Below are 15,689 nucleotides of genomic sequence, written 5' to 3' on the forward strand. Positions count from 1 at the left end.
CGAAAGCAGCCTGGTACCTACATCCATCTTGTCCAGATGAACCTCGCTCCCAGTGATAGCTTCCGGCCAAATGCGGACGTTGAACATCGGCGCTGGCAGCCTTCTATGAGTCAGCGTGACAGATAGCTGCTCTACCCCTTATTTAGACCAACAGGTTCAAGTCAGGGGGGCGGTGTCAGCACGTTAGTGGGGGAGCATACGATCAGCTGCCGGGCTCCGCGGGTCATAGCCACGTACAAATGCTGGGCCGTCATCTCCTGGGGTTCCAGGATCACCGCTATGTCGGCCTCAAGCCCTTTGAGCAGAAGTGTGCTGCCTACACGTCGGCGCAATTGAGGCCTTACGTTATGACGCTGCCGCTCGCGGACCTGAAGCGCGGCGGCATAAAGCCCAGCAGTGCTGCCTTGGGCTGCTTGTAGTGCGGTTTGGCAGCTTTGCAGAAGCTCCGGTCGGTAAACGCGTGTTTGGGGCGAGCGGCTGAGGTTTGCCAGAAAGCGTTGTGCCTCGACAAAGCTAGGGTTATCAGCGAATGCAATCGCAGCCGATTCAATAGGGGACGCCGGTACTTGTGCGCGGCCAGACCGTAGGATCCGTACGCGGTCCAGCAGCGCAGTGGTACCCACGCCTGTCATCACGCTCGCGGCGAATCCTACGAGAGGGGTTAGCGCGTCAGCGGCCATCGGATCAAAGGACCGAGCAAATTGAATGAGCTCAGGAAGGTCCACGCGCTCCACCACGGTGGCTCCGGGTGTCTGACTGGCAAAGCCGTTACGGCTAGCGGGTCGCCTGGAGTCCCCGATGATAAGCACGCTTTCTTGGTCGCCACTGCCGCGGGCCATTGCGGCCTGCCGTCGCTGGGCGTCGGCTGAGCCGGCTTGCAACTGAACCCACTGCACTTGGGGTGGTGCTGTTAGCAGGTCAACTGAGTGCCCGGCTTGGAGCTGTGCACGGACGCGCAATAGCCACTGCCCCAATGCGGGTGTTCCGGCTCGCTGCCAGCGCCAAGGCGTTTGGAGAGTGCCGACCGAGGGGAAGTGTGTCTCCACATCGGCCTGCCAATTCACTAAGGCATTACCCCCGAAGCCAAAAATTGCCTGCATTGGATCACCCAGCACGCAGGTGGGAAGCACCTGAGCTGCCCACGTGATAATGGTGTGCTGCGGGATGTTGCAGTCCTGGTACTCGTCTACCAGCAATCGAGCGTAGGTAGCTCGGAGGGATTGTGTGATGTGGCCTGCCTGCAGCAAGCGGCCGGCCGCAGCGCGGATAGCGGGATAATCCTGCCCAGGGTTGGCCAGCTCGAGTACTGCCGGCGGCAATCCGCTGCGCTGCGGGAACCTGGCCACCAGGCGCATCGCGAATCCATCGATCGTCGCAACCCTGTATGCCGAGCTGGGTACCGAGGCTTGGGTCAGGCGGGCCCGTAGAGCGGCCACGCCGGCATTGGTGTGGGTGAGCACGAGAATGGGCTTCCTCCCTGTGTGAGCACACAAGGCTTCCGCTATCTGCTGAGTTTTGCCGCATCCCGCCGGCGCGGTGACCGAGCCGCGACCCACCGCCAGCAGGTCAATCTCCGGCGGCACGAGTCCACCCCCTCAGCTGATTTACCAGATTCAGGAATTCATGAGCACTCTGCAGGGCGTACGGGCCCACGATCCGGCGCCCAACGTGCTGGAAGGCGGTTACGTTCTTGAACCATCCATTTCTAGTGCGAGCCGCTTGGCCAAGCATCTGGCGGGTCGGTGGAGCGTATGGCACACCCTGAGCGCGTGAGGCTTTAATTTGGTCTAGCGTAAGCGTTCCGCTTGACCTGGAGCGGATATGTTCCGCCACAGTCTCGGTTCCTTTCTCTTCCTCCGCGAAGGCCAACAGTGCATCGATCGCTTGATCTGGAAGGCCGAAGAAAATCGCGTCCTCCAATGCCTGGCCTTGTTGCCATGTGAGTACGTCGATCCCTTCTCGGACTACTTCATCCAGCAATGTCTGAGTGTGTGGCTTGTCGGCATCGATGAATACCATAACCCGGTAGCCAAGCCGTCGAAGGGCAAGGCTGCGCTGCAAGCACAGGTCTGGCGTACTGCCACCAGCGTTGACGTAGGAGCCCCCTAGTGCAAAGAAGGAAGGGTGATTGTGCTCCGTCCAATATTGGTCCAAGCCCCTGGCTAATCCAATTTCGCTCGCTCCCTCACATACCAGCAGTGACCTGGCTAGAAACGCCTCTGGATCCGTACGTAAGGTGCTCTGCACGTGATCCGACAGCCCAGGAGCGCGCACCTCGTGGAAGTCTGTTTGTTTGCGGACGATGAACAGCTGGCTGCTGCTGAGCTCTCGTAGCGCAACCGGTGAGTGCGTCGTCAGGAATACCTGCAGAGGTGCATTGGCCTCTTTGGCTCCCAGCGAGTCCAGCAAGCGTTTGAGGCGGTGCGGTTCCAGACCGTATTCGACCTCGTCTACGAGCGCGATTGTCGACGCTTGCGCCGCAGCTCTTTGCAGGCCGGCGGTGAGCAGCCGTGCTGAACCTGTCCCCAATGCATGCAGTGGCACGCCTGCCTGGTCATGTAGCGCGATCGCACCATCGCCGATGGAGACCGCATGTGCATCAAGTAGCGCCTGGGGCTGTCCGACGTGCACCCCCAAATTAGCCGCGGTCAGTGCCACCGTTTGGAGGGTCTGCGCGAGCTGGGCGCTCGCCTGATTGCCAAACCCTGCACGGGCATCTCGGGCAGCGCGAGCGAGCTCTGCACCCAAGTCCGGACGTTCCTCAGTTAAGCGGTTGAGCACCGAGCTGCGGTTCCAGCTCAAGTGTGTGCTGGCGTATTGGCCGATACGAGCCGGAGCCAACAGTGCACGATGCTTCCAGGCCAGCCCACGCTCTATCCCCTGAGCAACGGCCCTATTGGAGAAGAGTGACCAGACAGGCTCCAGGTCAGCCCCCACCTGTAACTGCACGCTCAGGACTGTTTCGATGTCAGCATGCGGCTCATCTTCCACAAGCTTGGTGTTCGTATCGAATCCGCGTAGAAACTCGCCGTAGGTGTCGAGATTCAACAGCTCATCGGGCAAGGCCCCGACGGTGACCGTGATTTGGATGGGGTGAGCGACGTTCAGCAAATGAAAGTCGGTATCGCTGAAGCGGGCGCTGCGTCGAGCGCCCAGGCAGAGATCAATGGCCTCAAGAACGCTGGATTTACCGCTGTCGCCTGGACCTATCAGGCAGTTGATGCCAGCGGAGGGAGCCCAATCCATGGCCCTGATAGCTCGGAAGTTTCGAATACTCAAGTGCCTGACTCGAACCATGAAGGCCGCCTTCATCATCCCTGTTTGGCTTGAGTATCCAACGCGTTGTGCAAAACATCCAGTCACTACGGCAGACGGTTCAGTACCACGGCTATCTTCACGCTGGGCTGATTGGCGCTCTGGTCGACACCGCCTGTCGTTTTGCTGCAAGTACGGTATCTGGGTCAATATTGACATCCCAGTTCTCGGCCAGGTGTATCGCACCTGCCGAGGGGCAGTCCTTTATTGTCCGAGGGCGAATTGTGAAGTCAGGGAGGCGGCAGGTTTTAGCCAACAGCGGAGCTTCATTATGAGAGTCCGGAATCCTCGGAGCCTACGCTATGCGCAAGCGGCGATGCGATTCTCGTCCCGCTGGGAGAGTCCAGGCAGCCGTACAGCCCGTCTGATACGAAGATCATTGACCGCAATTGCGCCGGAAGCAGACAGCTGCCCGTAAGAAGCAACCATCCCAAACTCGCGTGACCTCTGCCCACAGGCGACCGCCTACACTTTCTGCCTTCCTGGAATCAGTCCTGGCCCGGCTGGCGACAGTTCGCTGCTATTCGGTAGCCAGCGCCTATGGCAGCAGCCTCACTAGAGAAGGCCACCCGGTTCTTCGGCGCCACGCTGGCGTAGCTCGGGCAGCCCTGCAGGTGGTAAACCTTGCTGTTCCGGTTGCCGATGATCACATCGCCGGCCACGGTTTTAGCGGAAGGGACGGCAGCGACGCGGGTAGGAATTTGGCTCGCCAGCCCCTCACGCGATGGTTTGTGTCCCAGCGTCCACGTGCGCTCGCCGGTAATGAAGGGGTTGTGGTGCCCCATGACCTTTGCCGTACGGCTGTCCCACTCCCGCTCCCAGGCTGAAACCGGGTACTGACGATCCCAGGCCATCAGCAACTGCTGTTGCTGGCGCGACATGGACAGGCCGTAACGGTCATACATGTAGAAGGTCGACCTGGCGACAAGGCCTTTCACCTCGTCGCGCGGCTCGGCGGCGCGTTCCTTGAAGTCTACTTTAGTGGTGCATGCCCCATACTGGGGAGCGCCGCCGGCCACCATTCCGTACTGGTAGTTGCTGCGGTCGCCGTTGACCTCGCCGACGGATGGGTAGACGTTAAAGAGGTCGGCCTCCATCGCCCGGAACACCGGGTCGTCCGCCACGCAGTGCTTACGCCCGCCGTCCTGCCAGCACTGCCGCTGGTGGCCGAAGATCCAGGCCGGCACGATGTGCTCCCATTCGATCCGCTCCGCGCGCGTCTGCTGAGCGCGCGTCTCGTAGCCGCATGAGGCGGCATCGATCCGGCCACCCGACTTGCCCACCCACTTCCATTCGCAGCCGCAATAGAGGTCGCCGAGCCCGGTAAATGCCTGGTCAAAGAACACCTTGTTTCTGGCGACGGCCTTAGCAGCGGTAAAGGTCGAAGGTGGATCGGCGAGGGCGAGGGAGGTGATGAACAGGGTGGCAAGGCTCGCCACCGTCAGGTACTTCATGCGAACTACTCAGGGCAAAACGAAGCGGCATTGTATGGATTAAGCCAGCCGCGCCCACCGCCCCGACGACTTGGCAGTGAAACATCTATATGCCGCCTCCACTGCGCCTACAGCGCGGGGTCGTCAACTTCCTCTATCAGGTGCGCACCTTCGTTCCTCACATTCCCAACCGCCCTGTCCACCGGGTACCACTTGAACGCCTCTACAGGCAACGCCAGGTCCCGCACGATCTCCTCGGCCCGCTCGGGCGATGTGCCGGGCTCCATCCACTCGCGCGCCAGATCCGGTGGCAGCACGACCGGTCGGCGATCATGGATGTCAAGCATCCCCTCGTCGCTGTCCGCCGTGATGATGACGAACCCGTCGCCCTCCTGCTCCTCGGTGCAGTCCCCTCGCCCGAACTGCCCCAGCGCCGCGAACCACATCGGCTCGCCTGACCTGAGCCGGATGTAGTAGGGCCGTTTCTTCTTCGGGTCAACCGGGTCCTTCACCCACTCATACCAGCCGTCGGCGCCGACCAGCGTGCGGCCGGTTCGCCAGACGTCCCGGAAAAACTTGCTGGTGGCCGCCGTTTCCACGCGCGCGTTGATCGCCGGCGGCCGTTTGCCCTTGGCCCACCACGGCTGGTAGCCCCACGGTAATTTCGCCATGCGCAGGCCGTTGGCCGCCTCGAAGAACACCAGCACCCGGGAGCGGGGCGGCACGTTGTAGCGGCCAATGGGCGCAGGGTCGATGCCGCTCTCGATGGACTTGTCGTAGCGCAGCGCCTCGAGGTATTCGATCGCTGTTCGGTACTGCGAGAAACGTCCGCACATGGACCCTCCGGTCATCGCCGTGAATTGACCCGCGCGGTGTGTCTCTGATAACTGTATATTTATACAGTTATCGTTGAGCAGTACAACAATGCGAGTCACTATCCTGGGGCGCCTCGGCCCCGCAAAAACATTCTCTCAGTACGTGGACAGCCGGGTGCCGGCGGGTTTCCCGTCGCCCGCTGCAGATTATGAGGAAGTTACCCTGTCGATCGACGACTTGGTCGACCTGCGGGCCCCCAATGTCTACTTGGTGCGGGTGAGCGGGCCGAGCATGACCGGCGCCGGCATCTATGACGGGGACGTGCTGGTGGTCAACCGGGCTCTCGAGGCACGGTCGGGTGACGTGGTGGTCGCGTACGTGGATGGCGGGATGACGGTCAAGCGTCTGCAGGTCACCGCGGCAGGAGTTTGGCTGCAGCCCGAGAACCCCAACTACCGCACGGTCGCAGTGACCGAGTCGCTGCACGTGTGGGGCGTGGCCACGCACAACTTGCACAGCCTATGTTCGCGCTGATCGACTGCAACAGCTTCTATGCCAGCTGCGAGCGGGTCTACAGGCCCTGGCTCGACGGTTTGCCGGTTGTTGTGCTGAGCAACAACGACGGCTGCGTGATCGCGCGCACCCGCGAGGCCAAGCGCCTGGGCATCCCGATGGGCGCGCCATACTTCCAGTGGCGCGACCAGCTGCGAGAATGGGGTGTGGTCTGCTTCAGCTCCAACTATGAGCTCTACGGCCAGATGAGCGCGCGCGTGATGACCACGCTCGAGGGAATGTTCCCCCGAGTCGAGGTGTACAGCATCGACGAGGCGTTCGCCGACCTAACGGGCCTCCCGGGGGACCTGGTCAAGCTGGGGCGCGAGGCGAGGGCGCGCGTACTGCTGTGGACCGGCATCCCGGTCGGGGTCGGCATTGGGCCCACCAAGACGCTCGCCAAGCTAGCCAACTGGGCGGCCAAGACCTGGAGCAAGTCCGGCGGGGTGATCGATCTGCGCGACCCTGCGCGGCGCGATCGCCTGCTGCAGATGACCGAGGTGAGCGAGGTGTGGGGCGTCGGCCGCCGGCTGACCGCTCGGCTCCAGCCGCTGGGCATCAAGACCGCCTGGGACCTGGCGCGGTACGACCCGGCATCGCTTCGCAAGCAGTTCTCGGTGGTGCTCGAGAAAACCGCCCGCGAGCTGCGCGGCATCTCGTGCCTGCACCTGGAGGAGGCCGAGCCGCCGCGGCAGATGATCTGCAGCAGCAAGATGTTCGGCGCCCGGGTGCGGGAGCTGCCGCCGATCCGCGAGGCGGTTGCCGCCTACGTGTCCAAGGCGGCAGAAAAATTGCGCGCCCAGGGCAGCCTCGCCGGCGCCCTGCAGGTGGCCATCCGCACCGGCATGCACAACCCCGACCAGCCGCGCTACGCCAACGCCATCAACTGCCCGCTGCCGTACCCCACCGACGACACCCGCGTGCTCGCCGCGGCGGCCATGCATGGCCTGGATGCCATCTACCAGCCCGGCTACGCCTACAGCAAAGCCGAGGTGCTGCTGATGGACCTGCGCCAGCGGGGCGAATTCACCAGCGACTTGTTCGCCGCCACACCCCGGCCGGGCGCTGATCGGCTAATGGCCGTGGTCGACCGGATCAACGCGCGTGAGGGCAGGGGGACCGTCCGCCTGGGCCGGATACCGGCTGCACCGAAGTGGGCGATGAAGCGGGAGATGATGTCGCAGCGGTATACGACCCGGTGGGATGAGCTGATGGTGGTGAGATGAGCGTTGCCTGGGATAGAGGTTCTGAGCGACGACTGAGCTTCATAAGGTCGGTCTAGTAGATATTAACTAAGATTCGATCAATAATAAGCGACATTTGATAGAATCAGTGTCGACGCGAATTCCTTTTTTCTATTCGCGCTGAGTGTAGGGCGGTGAGTGCGAGATATTAAACCCGAAAAGCCAAGCTAAAATCTTCGAAGAGGCATTAGCTCGTGAAAATATTGAGAACAAGGGGCCTGCGGCTGACGTGACGACGACTTCAGCCCAAGGAAGATGTCTCAATGAGTTGTCATAGCTTTTGGGAAAGTATCGGGGACGCTGCTGCCGACTTCGACTTGCTTGCACTCATCCATCAACCATATTAGGTGACCCAGTTGAAATCGCTAAGCGCGCATGAGATTAATAAGCCTCGCAATCGCAGGCTTCGCAAAAAACTACGTACTGCTGAGTTTAGAGAATATGGAATTGATATCCAAATTTTCTTTCGCAGGGAAAGCATCTCGTTTGATACGGCACTAGATCTATGGATTGATTTTGTTGATTCTAAAGGTTGGGCATTCGGTGGCGGTGGTAACGAAGGCGGCGAATCTTTTTCTGGTTTTATTTGCCACCCTGGACGAGGCACACTGGCTGAGCCAGATCTTCTAGCAATACAAGCGTGGTCCAAAGAGCAGAATTGGATAACATGTGTAACGCAGAATCTGCAAGATGCATGGCACTCAAACTAACCATAAGGCAACCTATTTTTCTCCAGCCAGATGGTCGAATCGCAGCGGTCATAAGGGTTAGTTGTTGAAAGCAATATCTCGTAGCAGAAGGGGTAACACGAGGCAAATGGGTAAAGGGATTGAAACTACCGTCCAATCCTAGGTGAGATAGACCCGAATACGCTCTAGGCATCGTGCCAAGGCCGCAAGCTCTAGCCAATAGAACGTGGTACGGCCTTTCTGAGCCACATTGTTGATAAATTTTGCTTATTAGGCGTAACGCACAGGTGCCTATTTCATCTGACTTGGCAGCTCCGCTCGAATTCGGCGAAACAACTCGTCGAGGGCGATTGGGCTATCCTTCAGCAGATAACCTCCTACCAGTAAGGTTAATGGATGAACCTCCAGCACAGATGCCAGTTCGTCTACCTTATCGAGCGTTGGGCTCTTCAGACCGCGCTCAAGGGTACTGAGATAGGTACGACTGCTGATGTCAGAAAAATCCTCTTGCGAAAGGTTCCTTTCCGACCTTAGCTGCTTCAGAGCTAAGCCAAATGCCCGTTTCAGTTCCACATTGCCAACCTCGCAAAAGGAACAATGAGGCCTTTTCGAGCCCTATAGAGCTACAATCTATAGTGTTCATATCATTTGGTGGCGCTATGTTTATTACTCACAAGCATGCGGAGATTTCTCTTGGAGCATACCTGGGCGATAGCTCCGTCCAGTGCTGGCAGTACATTGAGCAAACCACTCATTGCCCCTGGTTCTACGTCACAGTCGGCCGACGCCATGATTGTGAAACCCTGACAAGCATGATTTTGATTCCCAGTGTTTCAGCACTGGAGCAGTTAATCAGTGAGGAGGGGACAGATATATGGCTGTTAGACGTGCAGCTGGTTTCCCCAGCTTATCTGAACGGAAGTGATGGGTGGAAGATGGAGAAGCTATTAGAGATACGAGAGGCGGTCGATGAAACCAATAAGGAAGCGATCTACGTGTATAGCTTGGAGGGAGGGCACATCTACACTGAAGAGTTAGGCACCTGCAGATCCAATGTGCAAAAGTCGCCTATCATATTTTCAGCCAACAGAACCTCGCTAGGTTAGAGACCAATACACTCGAGACGCTTAAAGATGCCTTCGGCGTGCCCGCTGTGTGATTCATGGCGAGATTAGCGTTACTGTTTAACGCTTTCGTAGCGGGGTTAGAATGCTTTCAACGTCCAATCCGTTCAGTAGACAGTTATGCGTAATTGTAGACAGCGCCTCGTAAAGGTTATCCCGCTGCCTTATCAACTCGGCCTTCTCCGCCTGCAGAATAGCAATACGATCCTCAAGGCTTCTTCGCCGGCGGGCTCCATCTGCGTCTCTCCCGCTTTCCTTCAGCTGCGCGACGCGGGCTGACTCGATTCGCCTCCCACGCTCACCCACCAAGGTCGCTCTACTCGTTAATCCAAGACGTCGCTGCACTTCCGAGCGTGAAATGGGCGCGTGGTCGAACCCTAAGCTGATCATTTGAGCGAGGAGGGCATCAATTGCCTCATCTAAGGCGGCACCTCTCAAGGGATGTCGTTGCACCATATTATCGCTACTCATCCGAAACCGAGCTGTGGCGTCTATCTGCATCAGAAGTCGTTATCGGCCGCCCCATAGGGAACACCTGCTGGACACCGGCGCTATCCCGCGACAGGGCAGCCTGGAGATTGTTGAGTTTGTGTTCTTGATCTGCCAGCCACACATCACTGCCAGCCTCACCATCGCCGGCCTCGCGCATAATGATGATGGATTTCGCCAGCCTATCCGCTTGCTCTTGGAGATTCTTTTTCTCTGATGGTGTTCCCAGCATGTGTAAATGCGAACAGTCATTCCAGCATTGCAGATGCTTAGGGCAGGGGGCCTGTGAAAAATCATGGACACAGCCGCCAAACGGAGTGATATGTAACGCCGTAGCGTGAACAGTCAAAAAGGTTTCAGCGGTACTCATACCCTTGCTCTGCAAGATTGCATGGTAACTTTCGGTTAAAGCCCCTTGGATCGTCCCCTTTCTAATTTCTGTATGAAGAAAGTCAATGCGCTCACGATAACTGTTAAACGTTAAGAATTCCTGATGAGCCGCGGTGTCTTCTTCAACAGTTGTATGCTGATAATATTTATTTTGCTCCAGACGCTTACGACCTAGTGCTAAAGCCTGCTGGACGTCGCTCATGCCCGTCAAGTGATAGATGGTATTGCGCCAGTGGCGCGGTTGGTGACTGGTCAAACAAATTGGCGAACCGTCTGCTTCAACCAATGAGCGTCGAGCAAAGATAGACGGGTACTTGGGATCTGCTCCCAGCGCCCGATTAATATCAACGAGAGCGACACGCCGCGGGATAGCTCGAAATACATTCTCATCACGGCCGCCAAACCGAAACTGACCGTCAAAACAGATCGCAAGTGTTTCACTAGTTCTAAGGATTACGTTAGGTCCATTTGGGGTGCTCTCGATAAGCACGATATGGCCATTCAGCTTAGGCGAAATCAAGCGCTCAATCTCACCTGCGACATATCTTCTTTTTATAAGCCTTCCTCGTCTTTCTTCTGGCTCGTCATCGTAAGGAAAAATGCCATTTCTGGACAAATACAGATACAGGTGTCTCCGGGCACTGCGTTTGTTACCAAACCCTAGCCACTCCAATACTCTCTCTTCATCTAAAATAGATTGTGGCGGATAACTCCATACGTGGCCTTGATTGGCCTCTTGCCAGCTAGCAATTTTCCGCTGCTCTATAGTCAGCTCTTTTAATCGTTCAACTGCGCGTCGAGCTAACGAGACATCGCTTTCGGCTAACCAATGGACTCGTGACTGAAACTGCTTCTCCGCAAAGTACCGTATCCCGCACTCAAGAATAGGGTTGCTGTGAGCGTCAACTACAATATTGCCTTCAGTATCTTTGATATTCCGTTCGACCCAGCAGTCAAAAGGAATGACAGCAACCTCATTGCCCCGCTGCCCTGTTGCGATCAATAAGTCGATCACACGCAGCAAAATTTCCTCGCCCTCACTGACGGGGTTATTCGAGCATAGGGCATACGCTTCCATCGCCTCCCGAGAAGGTAACCGGTCATTAGATTTTCGCTGTTTTACCGCACGGTCTGGATCATGCAATGAAATATAATCGTGGCGGCGTTTCTCTGGTCTCGCATCATGCTCAAAATGGATAGCTATCTCGGTTAACTGCAGATTATCAATCGTATCTGCGATTACTTGTAGATGAGAAATTGCGTCATAAAGATTCTTGTAGCCACTCTCGCGGAGAAAATCTACGACACGGTCGAAATCGCCCCGCGTCAATAGTGCGGGGTCACATACGCCGCGCTCAAACAAGGGATTATAGAGTCGGCGGACGGCAATATTGTATGCAACCACCATAGAAAACTTAAGATTTCGGGTGCGTTGCAGGTACACAATCAGGGCCTTGCTAAAGTCTTGGAATGCGAAGGGGAGTGGCCCCTTGTTCGGGGCAGGATAACCTGTCTTCTCAAGAGATTGTCGGTGGGTCTCGAAGGTAAGTGAATGTTTGGCAGGATCCCTTTGCGGTAGCCAATTTCCGATACCCCACAATGGTTCCGACCACGGTGTTGAAATCGGTAAGGAACGAAAAATCGCCTGTTCCTGTGTAATAAAGCTTTCGAGGCTTTGCCTTGCCTTAGACAGTTCCATCTGCGGCATCCTCCGTGTGCTGCCGGCAGCGCTCGATCGTAGCGCTTACTGCCAGGATGGTGGTCTGATGCTGGGCGAGGGGGCGGTTGTGAATGAGATCACCGGCTTGTTCTGCGATATCAATGAACCGCTGGGCCTCTCGTTGAAGCGCCTCCCTCACCTGCTCATGGCGGCCGTCGGCGAAGGGGTGAAACTTCTTGCAGGTGTAGCAGGCGTAGACAGGGTTGTACGGACAGTGGGTATGGACTGGGAGGGCACAGGCACCTATGTCCCCTATGTATTGCGTGTCAATGACACCGCGAACTGCTCTTTCTGAGACTGTATTTCGACGTTGGACAATTTCTCCGGTTAATAAACTGCGCATAATGCGCTTATAGGAAGGGCTCTTACCGAGTGCTTTCTCTTTAATCCGAGCAATGTTGGGAGTTGCAGTTACGTAAGCGCGCGCCGCAACTGTACTGTTGTGACCGAGCAGCTCGGCAATCATGTCTGCTGGAGTGCCCTGGTCAGCCAAACCTTGTCCGAGGTGATGACGCAACAACATGGTTACCTGGTTGGCCTTATCTATCCCTGCTTCATTTAGCTCATGTTTGAGGCCCAGACCGATTTCTTGCACTGAAAGTCGCTTTCCACGGCGGTTTACAAATAATGGCAAGCAGTCGTCACCACCAAAGCGTCGTTGAATTTCTGAAACGTGCTGTGAGATTTTCTCACCCAAGCGGGTGGTTATTTTACGGGGGCGTCGCTCAGGCCTGCGCTGGCCGACTTTTTTGGCCATGGGTAACCACAGGGTGTAATACTTCTGATGGTCAGCGCTTTCAACGAACTCAAAATCCGCAATGTCAAGTGAGTGGAGCTGAATCGAACGCGGGCCTAATTCGAAGCTTAAATGGAGCAGCATGTTGAGCTGAGCTTCACTCCAGTCTTTTTCCGGAATGCCGCCTTCAATTCTCTTCAGTAATCGGATCTCCTCATCAAGGGCTAAACCGGACTGAGATAGAAATATACGCTCGTAGGGATCAAGGCGGATCGTCTTGATTTCTTTAAGCGCTATATAAGTTCCTTTGTCAAAGCCCGATATCCCTCTGTTCAGGGCCCAACGATAAAATGTTCTAAAAAAAATAGTGCTCTCGCGAAAGTTTGCCCAAGTACTTATGGTCGTGATCACCTCTTGTCGCGTCCAAGGAAACTTAGCTGAAATATCGCTCTCAGAGAGTCGTCCGAAAACCCCGGATGCTTTGAATGCCGTTACAGGTGCATACTTTTCCAGTGCATAAGCTACGAACGCTTTGGCAATTTGCATCAGATTAGGATTCAGGTGGAGTGCAGCCCAATCTATTTTCATAGCCTTTCCGCCGTCGTACCACGTCCAGACGCTCAATCGAGTATCGACGTACCTTGGCTGGTCATTAGTGCGGGTTCGAATCGCAACCTGAGCCGGCCCCTCGAACACGTAGGCCGGAAGAGAGAAGGAGGGTGATGCCTGTTCGTGGTCGGCTGATTTAGTCACGGCGAACCTCTTAACTGTCAAGTCGGCCCCAGGCTGCCGAGGCACGCTGTGCGTTATGGCGGTTGGCCGACTCGGCTAGATAACGACTTGCATAACGACGTGGCATCGCCGAAGTTTCAGACCAACCGCAGACTCGTCGGAGTTCGTCCGTGGCGCGCTCGAGGTCATGTCCACGCTGCTCGATCAGGTAAGCCAGAAAACGGTCGGCGAAGGTGTGGCGAAAGTCATGCGCAGAAAGAGTAGGCAACAAACCCGGATGCGCCAGTTCAATGGTCAGAAACAGTCGATCAAGGACATTAGACAATGCGCGAATCGACAGCGGGCGACCTCTGTCAGAGATGAACAGATAGCGGTACCGCAATTTCATCCGTTTGCCGTCACGTAGGGGGCGCCGTTCGCCCTGGATATAGTGCTCGTAGACCTCATACAACTGTGCGGAGATACCTACAGTTCGTCCGTGTGTTTTCAGCGCAGGCTCTTCGGCACGCGGGTCGCCTGGGTCATGTTCGCGGTCATTTATGCTGACATAGGCATGCTGAGTACCTAAGTTGATATCCGTGGTGTAGAGCTTCAGAAGCTCTCCGCGACGGATACCGGTTTCCAGCAACAGTTCAATCATTAGCCAATTGCGCAACTGCAATCGTTCAGGAAACGGATTCTCCGCAGCGCCCGGGCGGATCAGTGTGCGGATGATCTGGAGTTGGGAATCTGTCAGGCTGCGGTAACGAATATGGTCAGGGCGAACATTGACGATATGGCTCTCAAAGCGTCGTTCAATGACGTCGGCGACATCTGCAAATGCCACCTCGATGTTAGCCAGAGTGGCTGAGTTCTGACGAGCGCGCGGGATGTATCGGGTGACGCACCAGGACAGGTACTGCTTCAGCAGCCGCAGGTACTGGTCACGGGTGCGCGGATCGATCTGTGGAAAAGCAGCCATTGCAACTGTGCCGATTCGGGCGACCAGATTATCGGCCTGACGGCCGCTTTGGAGCCAGAGGGCGTAACCGTCCAGTAGCGCCAGAATCGCTTCAAAGTGGCAGGCCAAGATGGCCTCATCGATATCCAGCTTCCGGCTTTCGGCATAGGTGTAGAAAGCTTGGATCGCGCGCAGGTGAGCTGCGGCAGTGTTGTATGCACGATGCCTGAGCTTGAGCTGGACATAGATGAATGGAACTAGCTTGGGCAATGGCGCCGCTAGACCATCTAGCACTAGCAGTGGCACGCGTTGACCAGACGAGAAATGACACTGAACCAGCCTCATTGGCAGCCACCTCATTCAATGACACACCATGAACACTGAGGACATGGCCCTTTGAGAGGTTGGACGCTAGAAGCGGGGTTGTCGAATCAGTGGCTTGCGAGACTCATGAACATCTCTGACATAGCATCTGGTTTAACATAATATAGATTATGCGAACTATAAACATAACCCTCTATGCATGAACTCCGTAACGGATTACAAAACGCACATACATTACTACCTGCTTGTGCTCAACCATCTCGTTTGAACGCACCACGAAATTCACTGGGCTTGAGTCCGGCCTGCTTGCGGAAGAATCGACTGAAATAAGCGGTGTCGGCGAAACCCAGGTCACGCGCGATTTGCTGGATATGCAGGCTCGTATAGGCCAGTTGCCGCTGTGCCTCGCGGACGATGCGTTCGTTGATGATCGCGCTGGGCGCAACGCCGGCCTCTTCGCGGCAAACGCGACCGAGCGTGGCTGTTGTCATTCCCAGGGTTTCGCTGTAGCGGCTCAGCGTCCAGTGGTTGCGGAAGTGCTTATCGACCAATTCGCGGAATTGCCTTAGCACGGCGGCACGCCGGCTTTTGCCAGGCCGTGGTGCGGTGTTGATGGAGACGTCCAGCCGCGCGGCATGAATCAGCAACGTCAGCAGCAGTGAATGGCCCGCTGCGAGGTTCCCGCGGGCCTCGCTTCGCGCTTCCGCCTGGATCAGTTCGATCAGTGGCCAGATGGGTTCGCTGCCGTCCGCCTGCCAGGGTAACGGCACGACGCTCGGGCGCTGCAGGAAGCCCAACAGCCCCGGCGCCACGATGCGCGCCATCGATTCCAGCGGCCGTTGTGCCGCGGTGATGACCGGTCCGTCGGTGTCGCGTTGGTAGCTGAACGCATGCACGGTGCGGTTCGGCAGGACCAGGATGCAGGGGCCGGTGAACGGCAGGCGCTGGTTTTCCAGCGAAACCTCGCCGCCACCGCTGCGGATGTAGAACAACTGCAGCAGCGCATCGTGCTGATGCGGTTTGATTTCCCACTGAAATTGCTCGCTGCGTTCGTTGATCCATTCGCAGTGCAGCATGTCGCGCCAGGCGGGCTGGGCGGTCTCGCCATATAGGCCATAGTTGGGAATTCGCTTCATCGTGCCTCGACAGGCGGACCGCCTGCTTTGCGCGCCCAGGATGCTCAAC

13 protein-coding genes are annotated in these 15,689 nt (G+C 56.9%); 4 read left to right on the forward strand and 9 right to left on the reverse strand.

What is annotated here, in order from left to right:
- Window positions 1-161: 161 nt before the first annotated feature.
- Together E0D86_RS04675 and E0D86_RS04680 are read right to left on the reverse strand one after the other, a co-directional pair.
- Window positions 162-1,583, reverse strand: a complete 1,422-nt coding sequence (locus E0D86_RS04675; protein ID WP_131648795.1) for a UvrD-helicase domain-containing protein — start codon at window positions 1,581-1,583, stop codon at window positions 162-164.
- Complete coding sequence (locus E0D86_RS04680) at window positions 1,567-3,297, reverse strand: ATP-dependent endonuclease (protein WP_131648981.1); 1,731 nt, start codon at window positions 3,295-3,297, stop codon at window positions 1,567-1,569. The genes E0D86_RS04675 and E0D86_RS04680 overlap by 17 nt, the downstream gene beginning before the upstream one ends.
- Window positions 3,298-3,344: 47 nt before the next feature.
- Between E0D86_RS04680 and E0D86_RS21845 the strand changes: the two genes are divergently transcribed.
- Window positions 3,345-3,590, forward strand: coding sequence for a PaaI family thioesterase (locus tag E0D86_RS21845; protein ID WP_218568003.1), 246 nt, complete (start codon window positions 3,345-3,347; stop codon window positions 3,588-3,590).
- Between the two features lie 213 nt (window positions 3,591-3,803).
- Here E0D86_RS21845 and E0D86_RS04690 read toward each other — a convergent pair whose 3' ends face one another.
- Together E0D86_RS04690 and E0D86_RS04695 are read right to left on the reverse strand one after the other, a co-directional pair.
- Window positions 3,804-4,769: an endonuclease gene (locus tag E0D86_RS04690; RefSeq protein WP_131648796.1), complete on the reverse strand. Its 966-nt coding sequence runs from the start codon at window positions 4,767-4,769 to the stop codon at window positions 3,804-3,806.
- 107 nt (window positions 4,770-4,876) lie between these two features.
- The gene (locus E0D86_RS04695) at window positions 4,877-5,584 is read right to left on the reverse strand and encodes an SOS response-associated peptidase family protein (protein ID WP_131648797.1); all 708 of its coding nucleotides are present in this window, start codon (window positions 5,582-5,584) and stop codon (window positions 4,877-4,879) included.
- An 88-nt stretch (window positions 5,585-5,672) separates the two neighbouring features.
- Between E0D86_RS04695 and E0D86_RS04700 the strand changes: the two genes are divergently transcribed.
- The 3 genes from E0D86_RS04700 to E0D86_RS04710 all read left to right on the forward strand — a co-directional run bounded on the left by E0D86_RS04700 (window position 5,673) and on the right by E0D86_RS04710 (window position 8,070).
- Entirely contained in the window at window positions 5,673-6,098 is a 426-nt protein-coding gene (locus E0D86_RS04700; RefSeq protein ID WP_131648798.1) for a LexA family transcriptional regulator, read from the forward strand.
- A complete protein-coding gene (gene umuC, locus E0D86_RS04705) occupies window positions 6,086-7,342 on the forward strand; it encodes a translesion error-prone DNA polymerase V subunit UmuC (protein WP_131648799.1) in 1,257 nt (418 codons plus the stop codon). The genes E0D86_RS04700 and umuC overlap by 13 nt, the downstream gene beginning before the upstream one ends.
- Before the next feature lie 374 nt (window positions 7,343-7,716).
- Window positions 7,717-8,070, forward strand: a complete 354-nt coding sequence (locus E0D86_RS04710) for a 50S ribosome-binding protein YggL (protein WP_165914201.1) — start codon at window positions 7,717-7,719, stop codon at window positions 8,068-8,070.
- A 270-nt stretch (window positions 8,071-8,340) separates the two neighbouring features.
- Here the strand turns inward: E0D86_RS04710 and E0D86_RS04715 are convergent, their stop codons facing one another.
- From E0D86_RS04715 to E0D86_RS04740, 5 genes are all read right to left on the reverse strand, one after another.
- Window positions 8,341-8,622, reverse strand: a complete 282-nt coding sequence (locus E0D86_RS04715) for a helix-turn-helix domain-containing protein (RefSeq protein WP_131648801.1) — start codon at window positions 8,620-8,622, stop codon at window positions 8,341-8,343.
- 1,014 nt (window positions 8,623-9,636) lie between these two features.
- Window positions 9,637-11,751, reverse strand: a complete 2,115-nt coding sequence (locus E0D86_RS04725) for a hypothetical protein (RefSeq protein WP_131648802.1) — start codon at window positions 11,749-11,751, stop codon at window positions 9,637-9,639.
- Window positions 11,738-13,261: a tyrosine-type recombinase/integrase gene (locus E0D86_RS04730; RefSeq protein ID WP_131648803.1), complete on the reverse strand. Its 1,524-nt coding sequence runs from the start codon at window positions 13,259-13,261 to the stop codon at window positions 11,738-11,740. Before E0D86_RS04730 ends, E0D86_RS04725 begins: the two co-directional genes overlap by 14 nt.
- A gap of 10 nt (window positions 13,262-13,271) precedes the next feature.
- Entirely contained in the window at window positions 13,272-14,525 is a 1,254-nt protein-coding gene (locus E0D86_RS04735) for a site-specific integrase (protein ID WP_131648804.1), read from the reverse strand.
- A gap of 230 nt (window positions 14,526-14,755) precedes the next feature.
- On the reverse strand, window positions 14,756-15,640 hold the full coding sequence (locus tag E0D86_RS04740) for a helix-turn-helix domain-containing protein (protein ID WP_131648805.1): 885 nt from the start codon (window positions 15,638-15,640) through the stop codon (window positions 14,756-14,758).
- Between the last annotated feature and the right edge of the window lie 49 nt (window positions 15,641-15,689).

Origin of the sequence: Pseudomonas sp. IC_126 (genome assembly GCF_004331835.1) — a bacterium.
Classification (GTDB): Bacteria; Pseudomonadota; Gammaproteobacteria; order Pseudomonadales; family Pseudomonadaceae; genus Stutzerimonas.